Annotated in this window: 18 protein-coding genes; 8 read left to right on the top strand and 10 right to left on the bottom strand. The window is 70.8% G+C overall.

From position 1 onward, the window contains the following. Positions 1–111: 111 nt before the first annotated feature. Genes paaE through paaZ form a run of 6 tightly spaced genes read right to left on the bottom strand, consistent with a single transcriptional unit; the run spans position 112 to position 5,747 of the window. Entirely contained in the window at positions 112–1,161 is a 1,050-nt protein-coding gene (paaE, locus tag ACGFMK_RS12930; RefSeq protein ID WP_392761452.1) for a 1,2-phenylacetyl-CoA epoxidase subunit PaaE, read from the bottom strand. Then, a complete protein-coding gene (gene paaD / locus ACGFMK_RS12935) occupies positions 1,162–1,650 on the bottom strand; it encodes a 1,2-phenylacetyl-CoA epoxidase subunit PaaD (RefSeq protein WP_392761454.1) in 489 nt (162 codons plus the stop codon). Further along, entirely contained in the window at positions 1,644–2,501 is an 858-nt protein-coding gene (gene paaC, locus ACGFMK_RS12940) for a 1,2-phenylacetyl-CoA epoxidase subunit PaaC (protein WP_392761456.1), read from the bottom strand. The genes paaD and paaC overlap by 7 nt, the downstream gene beginning before the upstream one ends. Beyond that, the gene (paaB, locus tag ACGFMK_RS12945) at positions 2,498–2,782 is read right to left on the bottom strand and encodes a 1,2-phenylacetyl-CoA epoxidase subunit PaaB (RefSeq protein ID WP_247025279.1); all 285 of its coding nucleotides are present in this window, start codon (positions 2,780–2,782) and stop codon (positions 2,498–2,500) included. Before paaB ends, paaC begins: the two co-directional genes overlap by 4 nt. Continuing rightward, positions 2,779–3,720 (bottom strand): 1,2-phenylacetyl-CoA epoxidase subunit PaaA, encoded by a 942-nt coding sequence (paaA, locus tag ACGFMK_RS12950; protein ID WP_392761459.1) that lies wholly within the window; start codon positions 3,718–3,720, stop codon positions 2,779–2,781. Before paaA ends, paaB begins: the two co-directional genes overlap by 4 nt. After that, entirely contained in the window at positions 3,717–5,747 is a 2,031-nt protein-coding gene (gene paaZ, locus ACGFMK_RS12955) for a phenylacetic acid degradation bifunctional protein PaaZ (RefSeq protein WP_392761460.1), read from the bottom strand. Before paaZ ends, paaA begins: the two co-directional genes overlap by 4 nt. Before the next feature lie 192 nt (positions 5,748–5,939). Here paaZ and paaI point away from each other — a divergent pair, with 192 nt between their 5' ends. The 3 genes from paaI to ACGFMK_RS12970 are packed head-to-tail and all read left to right on the top strand — an operon-like array spanning position 5,940 to position 8,199. Continuing rightward, positions 5,940–6,335 carry a hydroxyphenylacetyl-CoA thioesterase PaaI gene (gene paaI, locus ACGFMK_RS12960; protein WP_392761515.1) on the top strand — a complete coding sequence of 132 codons (396 nt, stop codon included), beginning with the start codon at positions 5,940–5,942 and terminating at the stop codon, positions 6,333–6,335. Next, on the top strand, positions 6,332–7,609 hold the full coding sequence (paaK, locus tag ACGFMK_RS12965; protein WP_392761463.1) for a phenylacetate--CoA ligase PaaK: 1,278 nt from the start codon (positions 6,332–6,334) through the stop codon (positions 7,607–7,609). The genes paaI and paaK overlap by 4 nt, the downstream gene beginning before the upstream one ends. Next, positions 7,606–8,199 (top strand): TetR/AcrR family transcriptional regulator, encoded by a 594-nt coding sequence (locus tag ACGFMK_RS12970; protein ID WP_392761466.1) that lies wholly within the window; start codon positions 7,606–7,608, stop codon positions 8,197–8,199. The genes paaK and ACGFMK_RS12970 overlap by 4 nt, the downstream gene beginning before the upstream one ends. 1 nt (position 8,200) lies before the next feature. Here ACGFMK_RS12970 and ACGFMK_RS12975 read toward each other — a convergent pair whose 3' ends face one another. Next, positions 8,201–8,515: a hypothetical protein gene (locus ACGFMK_RS12975; protein WP_392761469.1), complete on the bottom strand. Its 315-nt coding sequence runs from the start codon at positions 8,513–8,515 to the stop codon at positions 8,201–8,203. A 196-nt stretch (positions 8,516–8,711) separates the two neighbouring features. On the opposite strand from ACGFMK_RS12975, the gene ACGFMK_RS12980 reads away from it, so the two are divergent. Next, complete coding sequence (locus ACGFMK_RS12980; RefSeq protein ID WP_392761472.1) at positions 8,712–9,383, top strand: TetR/AcrR family transcriptional regulator; 672 nt, start codon at positions 8,712–8,714, stop codon at positions 9,381–9,383. Here ACGFMK_RS12980 and ACGFMK_RS12985 read toward each other — a convergent pair. Then, positions 9,304–10,362 (bottom strand): AraC family transcriptional regulator, encoded by a 1,059-nt coding sequence (locus tag ACGFMK_RS12985; RefSeq protein ID WP_392761475.1) that lies wholly within the window; start codon positions 10,360–10,362, stop codon positions 9,304–9,306. The genes ACGFMK_RS12980 and ACGFMK_RS12985 overlap by 80 nt on opposite strands. Positions 10,363–10,442: 80 nt before the next feature. On the opposite strand from ACGFMK_RS12985, the gene ACGFMK_RS12990 reads away from it, so the two are divergent. From ACGFMK_RS12990 to ACGFMK_RS13000, 3 genes are all read left to right on the top strand, one after another. Next, entirely contained in the window at positions 10,443–11,534 is a 1,092-nt protein-coding gene (locus ACGFMK_RS12990; RefSeq protein ID WP_392761477.1) for a winged helix DNA-binding domain-containing protein, read from the top strand. Between the two features lie 94 nt (positions 11,535–11,628). Next, a complete protein-coding gene (locus ACGFMK_RS12995) occupies positions 11,629–13,086 on the top strand; it encodes a flavin-containing monooxygenase (protein ID WP_392761480.1) in 1,458 nt (485 codons plus the stop codon). Then, positions 13,086–14,744, top strand: a complete 1,659-nt coding sequence (locus ACGFMK_RS13000; RefSeq protein ID WP_392761483.1) for a GMC oxidoreductase — start codon at positions 13,086–13,088, stop codon at positions 14,742–14,744. Before ACGFMK_RS12995 ends, ACGFMK_RS13000 begins: the two co-directional genes overlap by 1 nt. On the opposite strand, the gene ACGFMK_RS13005 is transcribed toward ACGFMK_RS13000, so the two are convergent. Then, positions 14,737–16,461, bottom strand: coding sequence for a BTAD domain-containing putative transcriptional regulator (locus ACGFMK_RS13005; RefSeq protein ID WP_392761486.1), 1,725 nt, complete (start codon positions 16,459–16,461; stop codon positions 14,737–14,739). The two genes, ACGFMK_RS13000 and ACGFMK_RS13005, sit on opposite strands and share 8 nt — an antisense overlap. Positions 16,462–16,649: 188 nt before the next feature. Continuing rightward, positions 16,650–18,134 (bottom strand): chitinase, encoded by a 1,485-nt coding sequence (locus ACGFMK_RS13010; protein WP_392761488.1) that lies wholly within the window; start codon positions 18,132–18,134, stop codon positions 16,650–16,652. Positions 18,135–18,294: 160 nt separating this feature from the next. On the opposite strand from ACGFMK_RS13010, the gene ACGFMK_RS13015 reads away from it, so the two are divergent. Then, positions 18,295–20,682, top strand: a complete 2,388-nt coding sequence (locus ACGFMK_RS13015) for a Tex family protein (RefSeq protein ID WP_392761491.1) — start codon at positions 18,295–18,297, stop codon at positions 20,680–20,682. The last annotated feature ends 41 nt before the right edge of the window (positions 20,683–20,723 follow it).

Here is a 20,723-nt window from a genome sequence, read left to right on the forward strand (position 1 = left end):
CGAGACGACTTCGATACAGGCCCTAGTGGCGGCCACCGTCCGGAACCGGGGAAACGGGTCTGCGGGGCCGAGTTGTCCACAAGTGAGGGGGGCCTGTGGACAAACCCGGTGTCAGGCGTCGTAGTCCACCGTGATCGTCTCCGAGACCGGGTAGGACTGGCACGTGAGCACGAAACCCGCCTCCACCTCCGCGTCCTCCAGGGCGAAGTTGCGGCGCAGGTCCACCTTGCCCTCCGTGACCCGGGCCCGGCACGTGCCGCAGACGCCGCCCTTGCAGGCGAACGGGAGGTCCGGGCGGAACTTCTGCGCGCCGTCCAGGACCGATGCCGAACGGGGCAGCGTCACCGTCGACGAGCGGCCGTCCAGGACGATGCGGACCTCGGACGATTCGCCGGCCACCGCCGGGTCGTCGTGGGTCACCGGCGCCGGCGGGGTGTCGACGTAGAACAGCTCCTGGTGGATCCGTGACCGCGGTACGGAAAGCGACGTCAGCAGCTCCTGCGCGCCCATCACCATCTCGAACGGGCCGCACAGCCACCAGTGGTCCACTTCGGACACCGGCACCAGCGAGTCGAACAGCTGCCGCAGCTTCGGGGCGTCCAGGCGGCCGGTGAACAGCTCCGCCTCGCGCGGCTCGCGGGACAGGACGTGGATCAGCTCCAAGCGCGACGGCGCGCGGTCCTTCAGGTCCGCCAGCTCGTCCGCGAACATCACCGTGTCCGTGCGGCGGTTTCCGTACAGCACCGTCACCGTCGCGTCCGGGGTGGCCAGCAGCGACGACACGATCGACAGCACCGGCGTGATGCCGGAGCCCGCCGCGATCAGGACGTGGTGACCGCCCTCGGACAGGTCCGGGGTGAACGAGCCCGTGGGCGGGGCGACCTCGATCGTGTCGCCAGCGCGGACGTCGTTCAGCAGCCACGACGAGAACAGCCCGCCCGGGACCAGGCGGACGCCCACCCGCGGCGCCGTGCCCGCCGCCGCGCAGATCGAGTACGAACGGCGCTCGTCGCGGCCGTCGACGGAACGCCGGAGCGTCAGCGACTGCCCGGGTTTGAAGTCGAAGTCCGAGGCCAGAGAGGAGGGCACGTCGAACGTCACGGCGACCGCGTCGTCGCACAGGCGCGCGATGCCCGCGACCTTCAAGGGGTGAAACGCCACCTAGATCTCCTTGACGTGCTCGAAGGGCTCCTGGCACGACCGGCAGCGCCGCAGCGCCTTGCACGCCGTCGCGCCGAAGCGGGACTGCTCCTCCGTGTCCGTGGACCCGCACAGCGGGCACGGCACCGCCGACACCGGCGCCGACAGCGTCAGCGGGATCGGGCCCGACCGCCGCGGCGCCGCACCCGGCGGCGCGATCCCCGCTTCGGCCAGCTTGCGGCGGCCCTCCGGTGTGATCCAGTCCGACGACCACGACGGCGAAAGCTGCGTCCGGATCTCGACGTCCGCGTAACCCGCGCCGACCAGCGCGTGCTCCAGGTCGTCGCGCATCGTGTCCATCGCCGGGCAGCCGGTGTACGTCGGCGTGATCGCGACGACCACGCGGCCGCCGTCCTCGGACACCGAGCGCAACACACCCAGGTCGGCCAGCGTCAGCATCGGCAGCTCGGGATCGGTGACCGTCGCGGCCACCGCCGACGCCGTCACCACTGCGCGTCCGGCATCGCCCGGGCCACGCTCTGCAGCTCCGCCAGCAGGAACCCCAGCTGCTCGGTGTGGACGCCGTCGCGGCCCGTCCGGCCGGACACCCCGGCGATGTCACCCGCGAAAGGCCGGGTCAGGGTCGACGCCGCGAGCACCTGGTCCAGCACCGCATCGAACTCCGGGCGCAGCGAAGCCGCGTCCACCAGCTCGAGCGGGTGCGTGCGGAACAGCTCGCCGACGTACGGCCACACCGCGTCGAGCCCTTCCTGCATCCGTTCGTGCGACAGCGGTGTGCCGTCGCCGAGCCGGACCAGCCACTGCCCCGCGTAGTCGCGGTGGTAGGTGACTTCCTTGACGCCCTTGTCCGCGATCGCCGCCAGCACCGGGTCCACCGACGACACCAGCCGCTGCAGCAGCGCCAGGCGCCACGTCGAGAACACGAACAGCCGCGCGATCAGGTGCCCGAAGTGGCCGCCGCCCAGCTCGGCGAGCCGGACGTTGCGGAACTCGTTTTCGACGCGGTCGAACGCGAACGAGTCTTCCGAACGCGAAGAGCCGTCGGCCTTGCCGGCGCGCGCCAGCAGCAGCCGCGCCTGGCCGAGCAGGTCGAGGCCGATGTTCGCGAGCGCGACCTCGTCCTCCAGCTCGGGCGCGTTGGTGCACCACTCCTGCAGCCGGTGCGAGAAGATCAGCGCGTCGTCACCCAGCATCAGGCAGTAGGCCGCCAGCGAAGCACCGTCCACACCGGACGGTACCGAAGTGTCCACTCCGGACAGCGGGTCCTCGAAGCCGGTGCCGAACGCCCAGCGGGCGTCGTTCTCCTCCGTCAGCGACTCGTAGACGTTGTCGAAACTCATATGTGCGGCACCTCCTCGGGGATGTCGTAGAACGTCGGGTGCCGGTAGACCTTGTCGCCGCTCGGCGCGAAGAACGGGTCCTTCTCGTCCGGCGAGGACGCCGTGATGTCGGCGGCGCGCACGACCCAGATCGACACGCCTTCGTTGCGCCGCGTGTACAGGTCACGCGCGTGGTGCAGCGCCATCTCGTCGTCGGCCGCGTGCAGCGAGCCGACGTGCACGTGGTTCAGCCCGCGCTTGCCCCGGACGAACACCTCGTACAACGGCCAGTCGTGCTTCATCGCGAACCCTTCTTTTCGGCGTGCGCCACGGCGGCTTCGCGGACCCAGGCACCTTCGTCGTGCGCACGGCGCCGGTGCGCGATCCTCGACGCGTTGCACGGGCCGTTGCCCTTCAGCACGTTCTTGAACTCGTCCCAGTCGACCGCGCCGAAGTCGTAGTGCTCCCGCTCGGCGTTCCAGCGAAGATCCGGGTCCGGGAACGTGACGCCGAGTGCGGCGGCCTGCGGCACCGACATGTCGACGAAGCGCTGCCGCAGCTCGTCGTTGGTGTGGCGCTTGACCTTCCACGCCATCGACTGCGCGGTGTTCGGCGAGTCGGCGTCCGGCGGGCCGAACATCATCAGCGACGGCCACCACCAGCGGTTCACGGCCTCCTGGACCATGTCCCGCTGCTGCTGGGTGCCCTTCATCATCGTCATCAGCAGCTCGTAACCCTGCCGCTGGTGAAAGGACTCTTCCTTGCAGATGCGGATCATCGCCCGCGCGTACGGCCCGTAGGAGCTGCGGCACAGCGGCACCTGGTTGCAGATCGCCGCGCCGTCGACCAGCCAGCCGATCACGCCGACGTCGGCGAAGGTCAGCGTCGGGTAGTTGAAGATCGACGAGTACTTCTGCTTGCCGGTGATCAGCTTGTCGGTCAGGTCCGCACGGTCGGCGCCGAGCGTCGCCGCCGCCGAGTACAGGTAGAGCCCGTGGCCGGCCTCGTCCTGCACCTTGGCGAGCAGGATCGCCTTGCGGCGCAACGAAGGCGCGCGCGTGATCCAGCGGCCTTCGGGCTGCATGCCGATGATCTCCGAGTGCGCGTGCTGCGCGATCTGCCGGACCATCGTCTTGCGGTACCCCTCGGGCACCCAGTCACGCGGCTCGATGCGCTGGTCACGCTCGATGACGGCTTCGAACTGTTCTTCCAGCGAGGCGACAGCACTGTCCAAGGTCACGGCTGCTCCTTCGACACGAGGGTCAGGACGTCGTACTTCGCGACGGAGTCGCCGTCCTGGTTGGTCACGTCGGCGTCCCAGCGGACCTCGCCGTACTCCTGGTCGATGCGCGGCGTGATCTGCTTGGCGGTCAGGGTCACGGTCAGCGTGTCGTCCACCTTGACCGGCGTCAGGAACCGCAGGTTCTCCAGGCCGTAGTTGGCCAGGACCGGGCCGGGCTCGGGCGAGACGAACAACCCGGCCGCGAACGAGACGACCAGGTAGCCGTGCGCGACGATCCCGCCGAACAGCGGGTTCGCGGCCGCGGCCTCGGGGTCGGTGTGCGCGTAGAACGTGTCGCCGGTGAACTCGGCGAAGTGGTCGACGTCGGACTGGCGGACCGTGCGCGGCCCGGCGACCACCGAGTCGCCGATCTTCAGCTCGGCCAGGGACTTGCGGAACGGGTGGACCTCACCCTCGGTGCGCGGCGCTCCGGTGACCCAGCGGCCGGTGACGGCCGACAGCACCGCGGGCGAGCCCTGCACAGCGGTGCGCTGCATGTGGTGCAGCACGCCGCGGATGCCGCCCATCTCCTCGCCGCCGCCCGCGCGGCCCGGGCCGCCGTGGACCAGCTGCGGCATCGGCGAACCGTGACCGGTGGACTCCTTGGCGTCGTCGGCGTCGAGGACCAGCAGCCGGCCGTGGTACGGCGCCGCGCCGAGGACGACGTCACGCACGAACTCCTTGTCGGCACTGACGATCGAGCCGGCCAGGCTGCCGCCGCCGCGTGCCGCCAGCTCGATGACCTGCTCGGTCGACGTGTACGGCAGCAGCGTCGAGACCGGGCCGAACGCCTCGACCTCGTGCGGCTCGGAGCGCTCCGGGTCGGCCTTCAACAGCACCGGCGAGAGGAACGCGCCACGCTCGGCGTCCGCGTCGACGACCTCGACCTTTTCGGGGTCGCCGAAGACGACGCTGCCCGCGTCGAGCAGCGCCTTGAGCGAGCGCCGGACCTCTTCGCGCTGCTCCAGGCTGGCCAGCGCGCCCATCCGGACACCCTCGGCGGCCGGGTTGCCGACCGTCACCTTCGCGAGCCGCGCCGAAGCCGCCGCGGCAACGTCGTCGAGCAGGTCGGCCGGGACGAAGGCGCGGCGGATGGCGGTGCACTTCTGGCCGGCCTTGACCGTCATCTCCGAGGTCAGCTGCTTGACGTAGAGGTCGAACTCGGTGGTGCCGGGTCGTGCGTCCGGGCCGAGGATCGAGCAGTTCAGCGAGTCGGCCTCGGCGTTGAAGCGGACGGCGTTGCGGATGATCGCCGGGTGCGCGCGCAGCTTCTGCGCGGTGGACGCCGAGCCGGTGAACGACACCAGGTCCTGCGCGGTCACGTGGTCGAGCAGGTCGCCGACGCTGCCGGCGACGAACTGCAGCGAACCCTCCGGCAGGATGCCCGACTCGAAGATCAGCTCGACCAGGCGGGCCGTGAGGTAGGCCGTCTGGCTCGCGGGCTTGACCAGGCTCGGGACGCCCGCGAGGAACGCCGGGGCGAACTTCTCCAGCGGGCCCCAGACCGGGAAGTTGAACGCGTTGATCTGGACCGCGACGCCCCGCAGCGGGGTGGCGATGTGCTGGGCGACGAACGTGCCGCCCTTGCTCAGCGGCTCGACGTTGCCCTCGACGTAGACGGTGTCGTTCGGCAGCTCGCGCTTGCCCTTGGAGGCGTAGCTGAACAGGACGCCGATGCCGCCGTCGATGTCGAACTTGGAGTCACCCAGCGTGGCACCGGTCCTCGCGGACAGTGCGTACAGCTCCTCGCGGTGCTCGCGCAGGTGCGACGCCAGCGCCTTCAGCAGCGCGGCACGCTGGTGGAACGTCAGCTCGCGCAGCGCCGGGCCACCCACGCGGCGGCCGTACTCCAGGGCGCCCGCGAAGTCGACGCCCGCCGACGAGACCCGGGCGACCTCTTCCCCGGTGGTGGCGTCGTGCAGCGGGACACCGTCTTCCGCCGCCGTGTGCCACCCGCCCGAGACGTAGCTGCGCAGCAAACCCATCGAGTCCGACCTCTCCACCGAATTACCTACCGGACGTTCAGTAATTCCATCGTAGCCGCTGGCCGCCGGGATCGGAAGGCCCCGGTGCTTGACACCGGCCCGGACCAGTGCCTTTACTGAGCCGCACCACGAGGTGACCGTCCATTCGGTCGGTCAAGACGGAGGGGTGCATTGACCAACGCCGCGCACACCATGTTCGCCGCCGACGAGGCGTCCCGCGCGCTGGGCATCACCCTCGTCGAGGCGGGCGACGGGCGCGCGGTCGCGACGATGACGATCACCGCGTCGATGGTCAACGGGCACGACATCGCCCACGGCGGTTACGTCTTCCTGCTCGCCGACACCGCCTTCGCCTGCGCCTGCAACACCCACGGCCCGGTCACCGTCGCCGCGGGCGCCGAAATCTCCTTCGTCGCCGCCGGCCGGCTCGGCGACCACCTCGTCGCGACGGCCACCGAGCGCACCCGCTACGGCCGCAACGGCATCTACGACGTCACCGTCCACCGGGAAACCCTCGCGGGGCCGGAAGTCGTCGCCGAATTCCGCGGCCGCAGCCGCGTCATCTCCGGGAAACGGGACGAAGCATGATCGAGGCGAACCCCTCCGCCGACGAGCTGGCCGCGCTGCAGCTCGAACGTCTGCAGTGGACACTCAGACACGCCTACACGAACGTGCCCGCGTACACGAAGAAGTTCGACGACGCGGGCGTCCACCCGGACGACTGCAAGGAACTCTCCGACCTCGCGAAGTTCCCGTTCACCACCAAGCAGGACCTGCGCGAGAACTACCCGTTCGGGATGTTCGCCGTGCCGCAGGACCAGGTGCGGCGGATCCACGCCTCCAGCGGCACGACCGGCAAGGCCACCGTCGTCGGTTACACCGAGCAGGACATCGACACCTGGGCCACGGTGATGGCCCGCTCGATCCACGCGGCGGGCGGCCGGCCGGGCCACAAGCTGCACAACGCGTACGGTTACGGCCTGTTCACCGGCGGTCTCGGCGCGCACTACGGCGCGGAAAAGCTGGGCTGCACGGTGATTCCGGCCTCCGGCGGGATGACGGCGCGGCAGGTGCAGCTGATCACCGACTTCCGGCCCGAGATCATCATGGTGACGCCGTCGTACATGCTGACACTGCTCGACGAGTTCGAGCGCCAGGGTGTCGACCCGCGCGAGAGCTCACTGAAGGTGGGCATCTTCGGCGCCGAGCCGTGGACCGAGCAGATGCGGTCGGAGATCGAGGAGCGGTTCGCGATCGACGCCGTGGACATCTACGGGCTGTCCGAGGTGATGGGCCCCGGTGTCGCGCAGGAGTGCGTCGAGACCAAGGACGGCCTGCACATCTGGGAGGACCACTTCTACCCCGAGGTGATCGACCCCTTCGAGGAGAACGTGCTGGAAAGCGGTGAGACCGGCGAGCTGGTGTTCACGTCGCTGACCAAGCAGGCGCTGCCGATCATCCGTTACCGCACGCGTGACCTGACGGCGCTGAACCCGGGCACCGCGCGGCCGGCGTTCCGGCGGATGGACAAGGTCACCGGGCGCACCGACGACCTGATCATCCTGCGCGGGGTCAACGTCTTCCCGACGCAGATCGAGGAGATCGTGCTGCGCACCGAGTCGCTGAGCCCGCACTTCCAGCTCGTCCGGTCCACCCGCGGGCGCCTCGACCACCTGACCGTGCTGGTCGAAGCCCGGCACGACGCTTCGCCCGCCGACCGCGAACTGGCCGCTTCCTCGCTGGTGACCGGCGTGAAGGACGGCGTCGGCGTGACGGTGTCGGTGGACGTCGTCGACCCGGACACGCTCGAGCGGTCGATGGGCAAGATGCGGCGGATCGTGGACCAGCGGGAGAAGCCGTGACGGCACCCCGGCGCGGGCGTCCCGGTTACGACCTCGAATCACTGCTGCAGGTGGCGGTGAAGCTGTTCAACGAACGCGGGTACGACGGCACGAGCATGGAGGACCTCTCCCGCAAGCTCGGCATCACGAAGTCGGCCATCTACCACCACGTGCCCAGCAAGGAGGAACTGCTGCGGCTGTCGGTGGACCGGGCCCTGGACGGGCTGTTCGCCGTCGCCGCGGAGGCCACCGAGCTGGACGGCCGGGCGGTCGACCGGCTGGAGCACCTGGTGCGCGGCAGCGTGCTGGTGCTGGCCGACCGGCTGCCGTTCGTCACGCTGCTGCTGCGGGTGCGCGGCAACACGAAGGTGGAGCGCGCCGCGCTGGCCCGCCGGCGCGAATTCGACCTTCTGGTGACGGACCTGGTGAAGCAGGCCGAAACCGAGGGCGACATCCGCCCGGACGTCGACCCGGCGGTGACCGCGCGGCTCATCTTCGGCATGGTCAACTCGCTGATCGAGTGGTACCGCCCGCGGCGTGGCTCGTCGGCGACCGAAGTGGCGGACGCGGTGTGCAAGGTGGCGTTCGAAGGCCTGCGCACGGAGTCCTAGGTCACTCGCCGGACGCTTCCTGGGGCGGGCGCCCCGCTTGCCAGAGAAGGGCTTCCCGCAGCTGCTCGATGAGTTCTTCGTCGTCGGCTTCGGACGGGTCGATGCCGAGCGGGATCCAGCGCTCGGCGATCTTCGAGCCCTCGTCGTAGCTGGTGATCACGATGCCGGAGTAGGACACGGAAGCCTCGTCCGCGCAGTCACCGTCGGGCAGCGGCTCGTCGGCTTCGAAGGCGTCGTCGAAGCTGACGTGACGATGCTGCAGGCGGACGCTCACCCAGCGTCCGGCCGGCCGGATCGGCGCGCCGTCTTCGGTCATCTGTTCCTACCCCCGGTCACACGGACCCCCTGCCGTCTCGTCGCGTCCCGGCGCCGGGAAGTTACCGGCGGGTTGTTCCGGTTGCGTAACGACAGTCGTTGACGCGAAACTTCGGTTGCCCGCCACCGGAGTCACTCTCTTGACGAGAAGTCAACTACTTGTTGACAGCGTGCCGCTCCCCCGCGAGGCTGAGCGGGTGACCAGCGGAACGCGGCCCCGCAGACGGCGGCTCGAACCGGCCGAGCGGCGTGCCGAGATCCTCGCCGCCGCCCGGCGGCTGTTCGGCGCGGGCAGCTACGCGTCGGTGTCCACTTCGGACATCGCCGCCGCGGCCGGGGTGGCCCGCCCGCTGATCAACCACTACTTCGGCGGGAAGCGCGAGCTGTACCTGGAAGTGGTGCGGCAGATGATGATCGTGCCGGCGCCGGTCACCGAGGCGCTGCCGGACACCACCATGGAGCAGCGGCTGGCGATCGGTGTCGAACGCTGGATCGACGTCGTCGACCGCAACCGCGACGCCTGGCTGACCGCGATCGGGCCGGAGTCGGCGGGCCGCGACCCGGAGATCGAGCGGATCATGCTGGAGGCCGACGAGATCGCCGCCGACCGCGTGCTCGAAGCCGCGTTGATGACGGACGTGACCGAAGGCCGCGAAGAGCTGCGCGCGATGATCCGGTCGTTCGGCGGGATGCTGCGGGCGGGGTCGCGGGAATGGCTCATCCGCGGCACCTTGGACCGGTCGGCGTTGCGTGTGTTCCTCACCGATTCGATCCTCAACCTGCTGAAGCTCACCTACCCGGCGGTGCTTGACGAGCGGCGCGGAAGCGGCGGGCGAACGCCGCGGGCGTCATCCCGGTCCAGCGCTTGAACGCGTAGATGAAGCTCGACGCCTCGGCGTACCCGAGCCGGTACGCGACGTCCTCGACGGACAGCACGCCGGTGTCGAGCAGTTCCTCGGCGAGCGCCTGCCGGACCTCGTCGACGAGCGCGCGGTAGTTCGTCCCGGCCTCGGCCAGCCGGCGCCGGAGGGTGCGGGTGCTGAGCGTGAGCTGGCGGGCGATCTCGTCCATCCCGGCGTCGACCCCGCCGAGGCGCACCAGGCGTTCGCGCACCTGCTGGGAAATCCCGGACCGCTGCCGCTTGCGGGCGACGAGGACCTCACACTGCGCGGCGCAGAGCGCGACGGTCTGCTCGTTGGCCTGCGGGAGCGGCAGCGCGAGGAACGCCGGGTCCAGGGTGGCGCGGCAGGCGTCGGCGCCGAACCGGGGCTCGACCCCGAACGCCGTCACGTAGGCGTCCACTGTGGACGCGTCGTGGCGGAAGGTCAGCTCGTCCAGCGCGATCTCGGGCAGCAGGTCGCGCATCACGGCGAAGATCGCGGACAGGTCGCGCAGCACCAGGAACCGGGCGACGTCGGCGGGCACGCGGCTGTCGTCGAGCTCCAGGATGATCCGGTCGCCCTCGGTGACGACGTGCGGGATGCAGAACGCGAAGCTGAGGTCGAAGTAGCGCAGCGCGAACAGCATCGCGTCGCGCAGGGTGGGGCTGCTGATGCAGGCAAACCCGAAGATACCGAAGGTGGTGACGCGGTAACGCCGCCCGAGTTCGAGGGCCGCCGCGTCGGAACCGTCCAAGGCGACCAGCGCGCGGACGACGGCGAGCTCCTGGCGCGCGTCGACCTGCGCGGCGGGGTCGGCGAGCAGGTCCGGCGACAGCGACGTCGCCGAGAGCAGGCGTCCGGCGGCCCGCGCGTCGCGGTCGGCGGCGAACCGGGTCATCAGCTCGATGCTGGCGGTACCGCGCGGGAAGTCCCAGTCCCCAACGGCGGGGGCGGCGAGCTCGGCCATGGCCGGAAGTATGGATCACGGCCTACGGACGCGTCGAATCGAGGACCGGAACTGTCCGGGGTGATCGTTAGGGTGGCGCTGTGACGACGTTGAGCCGACGCGCGCTGAACCGCGCGACGCTGGAGCGCCAGCTGCTGCTGCGCCGCGCGAAGATGTCCGCCTACGACGCGGTGGAGCACCTGGCCGGGCTGCAGGCACAGGCGCCGTTCCCGCCGTACTACGCGCTGTGGGCGCGGCTGCAGGGCTTCAAGCCTTCGGAGCTGGCCGAGCTGCTGGAGAGCCGGCGGGTGGTCCGGATCGCGCTGATGCGCGGCACGGTCCACCTGGTGACGGCGGCGGACGCGCTCGCGTGGCGGCCGGTGGTGCAGGGGCTCTACGACCGCGACCTCAAGCAGAACACCCTGCACGCGCAGGCGCTGACCGGGCTGGACCACGACGCCGTCGCCAAGGTCGCGCGGGAGCTGCTCGTGGCGTCACCGCTGTCGAGCACCGCGCTGGGCGCCGAGCTGGCGCGGCGGTGGCCGGACGTCGCGACGGCGTCCCTCACGCACCTCGCCCGGGGGCGGCTGCCGCTGGTGCAGGTCCCGCCGCGGGCGATCTGGGGCAAGGCCGGGCAGACGACGTACGCGTGTCTGGACCAGTGGGTCGGCGCTCCCCTGTCGGCACCCTCGCCCGCGGGGCTGATCGCGCGGTACCTGCGCGCGTTCGGCCCGGCGTCGGTGGCGGACGTCCAGGCGTGGGCGGGCATCACCCGGCTGGGCGAGGTCGCGGCGGAGATGGACCTGCGCCGATACCGGGACCCGGACGGCCGCGAGCTGATCGACCTGCCGGAGCTGACCCTGCCGGACGAAGACGTCCCGGCGCCGCCGCGGCTGCTGGGGCCGTTCGACCAGACGATCCTGTCGTACGCGGACCGCACCCGGGTGATCAGCGACGAGCACCGCAAGCGCGTGATCACGCAGAACGGCCTGGTCAAGGGCACGCTGCTGGCGGGCGGGTACGTCCGCGGCCGGTGGGAACTCCGGAAGGACCGCAAGGCGGCGGTGGTGGAGCTGACGCCGTTCGAGAAGCTGCCGAAGCGGGATCTGGAGGCGCTGGAGAGCGCGGCGGCGCGGCTGCTGAGCTGGGCGGAGCCGGGCGCGGAGACGCACGAGGTGCGCGTCCTGGCGTGATGCGTCCAGGTATGACTCGCCTGGCCGGAAATCTCGATCGCGTGACCGTTCGTGTCCTGTTGTCACAGGGTCCGGATGGGTAGCTTTCTTCAGCATGACTGGTTCGGCGAAGGGGCCGTCGGTGCTGATCGTGGGCACCGGGTTCGGCGGCATCGGCACCGCCATCGAGCTCAAGCGCGCCGGGTTCAGCGACTTCACCATCCTGGAGAGCGCGGCCGAGCCCGGCGGTGTCTGGCGGGACAACACCTACCCGGGTGCCGCCTGCGACATCCCGTCGCCGCTCTATTCGTTCTCCTTCGAGCCGAACCCGCGCTGGCCCAAGCGGTTCTCCCACCAGCCGGACATCCTGGCCTACCTGCGCGGCGTCATCACGAAGTACGGCCTCGAGCCGCACATCCGGTACGGCACCGAGGTCACCGGGGCCGCGTTCGAGGATGGCGGCTGGCGCGTCGAGACCAAGGACGGCGAGACGTTCGAGGCCGACGTGTTCGTCCCGGCCGTCGGGCAGCTGTCGCGGCCGGTCCTGCCGGCCATCCCCGGGCGGGACCGGTTCGCGGGAGCCGCCTTCCACTCGGCGCGCTGGGACCACGACGTCGACCTGCGCGGGAAGCGCGTCGCCGTGATCGGGACCGGGGCCAGCGCCGTCCAGTTCGTCCCCGAGCTGCGCAAGCAGGCGAAGCACGTGACGGTCTTCCAGCGCACGCCGCCGTACGTCATGGCGAAGTCGGATCCGACCTACCGCGGCTGGCAGCACTGGCTGTTCGAGCACCTGCCGCCGACGCAGCTGCTCGGCCGGCTGCGGATCTTCCTGCTCGCCGAGTACGCGACGTACGCGATGACGCGCCACCCCGTGCTGGCGAAGATGTTCGAGCTCCGGACCGCGCAGCTGCGCCGCCGGCACATCAAGGACCCGGCGCTGCGCGCGAAACTGACCCCGGACTACCCCTTGGGCTGCAAGCGGATCCTCTTCACCAACGAGTACCTGCCCGCGCTCGCGCAGCCGAACGTCGGCGTCGAGACGGCGCGGATCAGTGAGATCACGGAGGCCGGCGTCCGGACCGAGGACGGCGTCGAGCACGAGGCGGACGTCATCGTCTACGGCACCGGGTTCGCCGCGACCGACTTCCTGGGCCGGATCGACGTGCGCGGGCTGGCCGGCCGGCCGCTGAAGGACGCGTGGGCGGGGGGCGCGCGGGCCTACCTGGGGATCACCGTGCCCGGGTTCCCCAACATGTTCTGCGTCTACGGGCCGAACACGAACCTCGGCGCCGGGTCCATCATCTACATGATCGAGCGGCAGGCCCGGTACATCCGCCAGGCCGTGGCCCAGCTGGCGCGCCCCGGAGTGTCCTATCTGGACGTTCACCCCGAGGTCGAGGCGCGCTACGACGACGAGGTGCAGGCGCGGCTGGGCCGGAGCGTGTGGAGCGCGTGCACGAGCTGGTACCGCCAGGCCGACGGCCGGGTCACGACCAACTGGCCGGGCCTGGTCACCGAATACGACCGCCGGACCCGGCGGCTCGACCCCGCGGACTTCCGGGTGGTGGCGTGATGGACTACGACGTCCTCGTGATCGGTTCCGGCTTCGGCGGCAGCGTCACCGCCCTGCGGCTGACCGAGAAGGGCTACCGCGTCGGGGTGCTCGAGACCGGCCGGCGGTTCGCCGACGACGAGTTCGCGAAGACGTCGTGGCGGCTGCGGAAGTACCTGTGGGCCCCGAAACTCGGCTGTTTCGGCATCCAGCGGCTGACGCTGCTGAAGAACACCTTCGTGATGAGCGGCTCCGGCGTCGGCGGCGGGTCGCTGGTGTACGCGAACACGCTGTACGAACCGCCGGACAAGTTCTACGCCGACCCGCAGTGGGCGCACATCACGGACTGGAAGGACGAGCTGGCGCCGTACTACGACCAGGCGAAGCGGATGCTCGGCGTGGTCGAGAACCCGGCGACGACGGCCGCGGACCGCGTGCTGCGGTCGGTGGCCGAGGACATGGGCGTCGGGCACACGTACCGCCGAACGCCCGTCGGCGTCTACTTCGGACAGTCCGGAGTGGACCCGTTCTTCGGCGGTGCCGGCCCGGTCCGGCAGAAGTGCACGCTGTGCGGCGAGTGCATGACCGGCTGCCGCGTCGGCGCGAAGAACACGACCGTGAAGAACTACCTGTACCTGGCCGAAAAGGCGGGTGCCGTGGTGCATCCGCTGACCACGGCGGTTTCCGTCCGGCCGATCGAGGGCGGCTACGCGGTCGACACCGTGCGGACCGGGCGCCGGGCGCGCCGGACGTTCACCGCGTCGCAGGTGGTGTTCTCGGCGGCCTCCCTGGGCACGCAACGGCTGCTGCACCGCTTGCGCGACGACGGCACGCTGCCACTGCTGTCGCCGCGTCTCGGCTTGCTGGCGCGGACGAACTCCGAGGCGGTGCTGGCCGCACGGTCGCTGCGGGACGACACGGACTACACGCGTGGCGTCGCGATCACGTCGTCGATCCACCCGGACGCCGTGACGCACGTGGAGCCGGTGCGGTACGGGCGCGGCAGCAACTTCATGGGCCTGCTGACGACGGTGCTGGTGGACGCTCAGACCGGCAAGCGGCGGTGGGTGCTGGGGGCGCGCGAGCTGTGGCGGCAGCGGCGGAACGTCGTCAAGCTGCACAACCCGCGGCGCTGGTCGGAGCGGATGATCGGGCTGCTGGTGATGCAGACGCTCGACAACTCCGTGACGACGTACACGAAACGCGGCCTGTTCGGCCGGCGCATGACGACGAAGCAGGGCGCGGGCGACCCGAGCCCGTCGTGGATCCCGGCGGGGCACGAGGTGACGCGCCGGGTAGCGGAGAAGATCGGCGGCCTCCCGCAGGGCGCGTGGACGGACCTGGCGAACATCCCGATCACGGGCCACTTCATCGGCGGCTGCGCAATCGGCGACTCGCCTGCTACCGGGGTGGTGGATCCCTATCAGCGGCTGTACGGGTATCCGGGCCTGCACGTGGTGGACGGCTCGGCGATCTCGGCGAACCTGGGCGTGAACCCGTCGCTGACGATCACGGCCCAGGCAGAGCGGGCGATGGCCTTCTGGCCGAACCACGGTGACGCGGATCCACGGCCTTCGCTGGGCGCGGCGTATCGGCGGGTGGCGGCGGTGGCGCCGCGCAACCCGGTGGTGCCGAGCGACGCACCGGGCGCGCTGCGGTTGCCACTGGCGCCTAAGTGAAGTGCGGGTCGGCCGTCAGCTCCGTCGTCACCGTGACGTAAGCGCGGATCGCTTCGTTCTCCTCCGACGCCCGCCACACCGGGACCGCGATCATCGGCGGGATGTCCGTCACCGGGACCACCGTCAGGCACGGGAACGGGTAGCGCTCCAGCAGCGACAGCACCGTGATGTGCAGGCCGATTCCGCGCGCCACCAACGAAAGCATGTCCTCCGGGCCGATGCGGGTGCGGCCGATCAGCTGGGGGACGTCGTCTTCCGTGCGGGGGATCGGGCGGCCCGACGGTGTCCGGGGCGGGGCCCACTGGTCGCGGGCCACCGGGTTCAGGGACTTGCTCGGGTCCAGCAGGCGGTAGTCCGCGATGTCCTCGAGAGTCACCGTCGCGCGTGACGCCAGCGGGTGGTCCTCGGGCATCAGCAGGCCCCGGGGCTGCGACAGCAGCGGCGGGCCCGTGCGCAGGTTCGGCAGGTCGAACGACCGCGTGTCGCCGCCCGGGGCCCAGTGCAGCACCAGGTCGAGGTCGCCCTCCTCGAGCAGGTCGTGTTCGTTCCAGCGGGCGCCGATGCGGATCGGGGTCAGGCTGACGCGGCACGCCGGGTGCCGACGCTCGAACTCCGCCGTCAGCCGGTTCACCAGGTCGCCGCCGAGGCTCGCGACGTAACCGACGCGCAGCCGGCCGCCGATCCGGCGCCCGGACACGCGGGTCTCGCTGAAGATCGCCGCCAGTTCCGCCACCCCCGCGCGGGCGCCCGTGCGCAGCCGCTCCCCCAGCTCCGTCAGCCGGACACCGGCGTCGTCGGGCACCACCAATGGCCCGCCGATCTCGGCTTCCAGCTCGCCGATCTCCTTCTCCAGCGCGTCCGCCGTGCTGCGCACCCGCCGGGCCGCGGCCTCGAAGTCGCCTTCGCGCGCCACGATCAGCAGCGTCGCGACGGCACGGATCGCGGCCAGCTCCATGAGCGACCCCGTCCGCACCTCGTGGCGTGCGGCCGGCGGCGGCTCCAGTCCCGGGTCGCCCGCGAGGATCCGCCGGTGCAGCTCACGCAGGCGCGGCCCGGGGTCGGCGCCGAGGTACTCGACCAGCCGGCGGCGGACGCCTTCGAAGTGCGCGAGCGCGTCGGCCTGCCGCCCGCTGCGGTAGTAGGCGAGGATCAGCTGCCCGGCGAGCCGCTCGTCGAACGGGTGCGCCGCGGCCAGCTGCGGCAGCGTCGCCAGCAGGTCCGCGTGCCGGCCCAGCCGCAGCGAGACGTCGTGGCGGTCCAGCCGCGCCGCGTGCCGCTCGGCTTCCAGCCCCTCGCGGACGCCGGTCAGCCACGGCGAGTCCAGCCCGGCGAACGGTTCCCCGCGCCACAGCGCGAGTGCTTCGTCGAACAGCTCGGCCGCGGTGACGTCGTCGGCCGCCGCCCGCGCCCGGGCCACCTTCTCCCGGAACCGGTGCAGGTCGACCGACGCCGGCTCGGCCCGCAGCACGTAGCCGTGCGCGGTGCGCTCGATCGCGCACCCGGCGGCCCGCAGCCGCGAAAGGTAGCTCCGCAGCGTCGCCGTCGCGCGGTGCGGCGGGTGCCCGCCCCAGACCCGGGTGACGAGCTGGTCCGGCGGCACCGGCCGGTTCGGGTCCGCCAGCAGCGCCGCCAGCACGTACCGCTGGCGCGCGTGGCCGATGTCGAGGGCGGCCCCGCCGGATTCGGCTTCGAGGGTGCCGAGGACGCCGAACCGCACCACCGCACTCCCTCCCGGAAACCACCCCGACCTGCGGATTCCACGTTTCCACAACGAACCCGCACACGCTGTCCTGCAGTGTAGGGGCCACGGGCGCGCGGCCGGGGGGTCTGCGCGTGCGGCTGGGGGTGTCATGAAGGGGGCCCTTCCGGATCTGGTCCGGAAGGGCCCCCTTCATGGCGTGTGCGTCACGGCAGACCGGCGAGGCCGGCCGAGACCGTGTTCGAGAACGCGTACCCCGCGGTCGCGTCCCAGTTGATCGACCACGTCATCGCGCCACGGATCGCCGGGTAGGTCGCCGACGGCTTGAACGAGCCGCACGACGTGCCCTTGGCCAGGCAGTTCAGCGCCGCGACCGTGTTGGCCGGGGCCTGGTAACCGCCGCCCGCCGCCTGCGACGACGCCGGCAGCCCGAGCCCGACCTGGTCGGCCCGCAGGCCACCCTGCAGCTGGATGCAGGCCAGCGCGGTCAGGAAGTCCACCGTGCCCTGCGCGTAGACGCTGCCGTTGCAGCCGAGCATGGTGCCCGAGTTGTAGTACTGCATGTTGACGATCGTCAGGATGTCCTTGATGTTCAGCGCGAGCTGGAAGTAGCCACCGCCGGTGGACTGCATGTCGATCGTCTGCGGCGCCATCGTGATGACCTTGCCGCCGCCGTTGTAGATGCTGCGCAGCGCCTGGCCCATGTAGGTGGCGTTGACGCCGTTCTCCAGGTCGATGTCGACGCCGTCGAAGCCGTAGTTCGTGATCAGCGACTTGATCGAGTTCGCGAAGTTGTTCGCCGAGTTCGAGTCGCCGACGCTGATCGTGCCGTTCTGGCCGCCGACGGAGATGATCACCTTCTGGCCGCGCGCCTGCACGGTCTTGATGTCGGCCTTGAACTGCGCGTCGGTGTAGCCGCCGAGCTGCGACGACAGGCCGGAGTCGAGCGTGAAGCTCACCGCGCCCGGCGTGCCGGTGGCGTCCGCGAAGGACACCGCGATGATGTTGTACTTCGTCGGGACGTCGGCCAGCTTGAGGGCCTTCGCGCCGTTGTAGAAGTTCTGCCAGTAGCCGGTGAGGACGTGCTTGGGCAGGTCACCCTGGGTCGGCGGCGGCGTGGTCGTCGTCGGCGGGGTCGTGGTGGTCGGCGGGGTGGTGGGCGTCGTCGGGGTGGTCGGCGTCGTGGGCGTCGTCGGCGGCGGGGTGCCCGGGCCGTCGAGGTTGACGTCGTCGGCGAAGTACGTCGGCTGGCCGTACCAGCCGTGCAGGTAGACCGTCAGCGACGTGCTCGCGCCGGTCGTGAAGCTCAGTGAGAGCTGCGAGTAGCCGCTGGTGCCGGGCGTCCACGTGCTGGTGGTCGCGGATCCGGAAACGCCCAGGTAGACGTAGCTGCCCTGCACCCAGGCGGACAGCTTGTAGGCGGTGTTCGCCGAGACGGTGAGCGTCTGCGAGCACTGGGCGTTGTCCGACGACGTCGGCGTCGCGCTCAGGGCCCGGCTGCCGCTGTGGACCGGGGTGCTCACCGCGGTCGGGACGGCGGTGCAGGTCCACCCCGAGGTGCCGGACTCGAAGCCGGGGTTGGCGAGGATGTTGGCCGCCGAAGCGCTGCCGGCGAGCACGAACGTCACGCCGAGACACAGCGCGACCGCGGAAAGTAACGACAACAGGGCTAGACGGGCTTGGGGGACCACGGGGCGACCTCCACTGGTCGTGAGGCAGGTCACCACAAAATGGACTAGACCAATACGGTTGTCAAGAACACCGATGTCAGCCCCATCCGAAAGTCGGGGTGGTCGGAACGGCAGAATGTGAGGATCGGATCCACCGAAGGCGAAGCAGGAGCGTGTTGCAGTGAGCGTGTCGGTCGAGCAGAGGATCGCCGAAGAACTGGGCGTGCGCGAAGGACAGGTCAAGGCCACCGTCGAGCTGCTCGACGGCGGTTCGACCGTCCCGTTCATCGCGCGGTACCGCAAGGAAGTCACCGGCATGCTCGACGACGCGCAGCTGCGCACGCTCGAAGAGCGGCTGCGCTACCTGCGGGAACTCGACGAGCGGCGGCTCGCGGTGCTCGAGTCCATCCGCAGCCAGGGCAAGCTGGACGAGGCCCTCGAAGCCTCGATCCTCGCCGCGGACACGAAGTCGCGGCTGGAGGACATCTACCTCCCGTTCAAGCCGAAGCGCCGCACGAAGGCGATGATCGCGCGTGAGGCGGGCCTCGAGCCGCTGGCCGACGGCCTGCTGAACGACCCGACGACGGACCCGCAGGCCGCGGCCGCGGTGTTCGTCGACGCGGACAAGGGCGTCCCGGACGCGCAGGCCGCCCTCGACGGCGCCCGCTCGATCCTCGTCGAGCGCTTCGCCGAGGACGCCGACCTGATCGGCGACCTGCGCGAGAAGATGTGGGGCCAGGGCCACCTCGTCGCCAAGGTCCGCGCCGGCAAGGAAGAGGAAGGCGCGAAGTTCTCCGACTACTTCGACTTCTCCGAGCCCTACACGAAGCTCCCCTCGCACCGGATCCTCGCGATGCTGCGCGGCGAGAAGGAGGAGGTCCTCGACCTCACGATGTCGCCGGACGAGCCCACCGACGAGCCGCAGGTCGGGCCGACCGAGTACGAGACGCGCATCGCCGCGAAGTTCGGCGTCACCAACGAGGGCCGCCCGGGCGACAAGTGGCTCAACGACACCGTGCGCTGGGCGTGGCGCACCAAGATCCTCCTGCACCTGGGCATCGACCTGCGGATGCGGCTGCGCCAGGCGGCCGAGGACGACGCCGTGCGCGTGTTCGCCTCCAACCTGCGCGACCTGCTGCTGGCCGCCCCGGCCGGCACCCGCGCCACGATGGGCCTCGACCCGGGCTTCCGCACCGGCGTCAAGGTGGCCGTCGTGGACGCGACCGGCAAGGTCGTCGACACCCACGTCATCTACCCGCACCAGCCGGCCAACAAGTGGGACCAGTCGATCGCCGAGCTGGCGGCGCTGTGCGCCCGCCACCACGTCGACCTGGTGTCGATCGGCAACGGCACGGCGTCGCGCGAGACGGACAAGCTCACCCAGGAGCTCATCAAGAAGCACCCGGAGCTGAAGCTGACCAAGGCGATCGTGTCCGAGGCGGGCGCGTCGGTGTACTCGGCGTCGGCGTTCGCCTCGGCGGAGCTGCCGAACATGGACGTCTCGCTGCGCGGCGCGGTCTCGATCGCGCGCCGGCTGCAGGACCCGCTGGCCGAGCTGGTGAAGATCGACCCGAAGTCGATCGGCGTCGGCCAGTACCAGCACGACCTGTCCGAGGTCTCGCTGTCCCGTTCGCTCGACGCGGTGGTCGAGGACTGCGTGAACGCGGTCGGCGTCGACGTCAACACGGCGTCCGCGCCGCTGCTGACCCGGGTTTCGGGCATCACGACCGGGCTGGCGGAAAACATCGTCTCCCACCGCGACACGAACGGCCCGTTCCGTTCGAGGATGGCGCTGAAGGAGGTCGCACGGCTCGGCCCCAAGGCGTTCGAGCAGTGCGCGGGCTTCCTCCGCATCCCGGACGGCGACGACCCGCTCGACTCGTCGTCGGTCCACCCGGAGGCGTACCCGGTGGTCCGCCGGATCCTGTCGAAAACCGGCACGGACCTGCGGTCTTTGATCGGCAACACGCGGACGCTGTCGTCTCTTCGTCCTGCTGAGTTCGTGGACGAGACGTTCGGCCTCCCGACGGTGACGGACATCCTGGCGGAGCTGGACAAGCCGGGCCGCGACCCGCGCCCCGCGTTCAAGACGGCGACGTTCGCGGAGGGCGTGGACAAGATCGGCGACCTGAAGCCGGGAATGCGCTTGGAGGGTGTCGTCACGAACGTGGCGGCGTTCGGCGCGTTCATCGACGTGGGTGTCCACCAGGACGGCCTGGCGCACGTTTCGGCGCTGTCGAAGAACTTCGTGAAGGACCCGCGCGAGGTCGTGAAGCCCGGGGACATCGTGAAGGTGAAGGTGCTGGACGTCGACGTGCCGCGGAAGCGGATCTCGCTGACCCTGCGGCTGGACGACGAGCCGGGTGCTCCGTCGGCCAACCGCGGTGGCGGTGGCGGCGGTGGCCGTGACCGGGGCCAGCAGGGAGGTGGCGGCGGTCAGCGCCGGGGCGGCACGGGTGGCGGCCAGCGCTCCGGCGGTGGCGGCGGCGGCCGGGGCGGCAACTCGAGCTCCTCGGGCGGCAGCGGCTCGATGGCGGACGCGCTTCGCCGGGCCGGCTTCGGCAAGTAGGACCAAGATCCGTGAAGGTGACCACGCGGGCCGCAGAGGCC

It is taken from the genome of Amycolatopsis sp. NPDC049252 (assembly GCF_043197175.1).
Lineage (GTDB): Bacteria > Actinomycetota > Actinomycetes > Mycobacteriales > Pseudonocardiaceae > Amycolatopsis.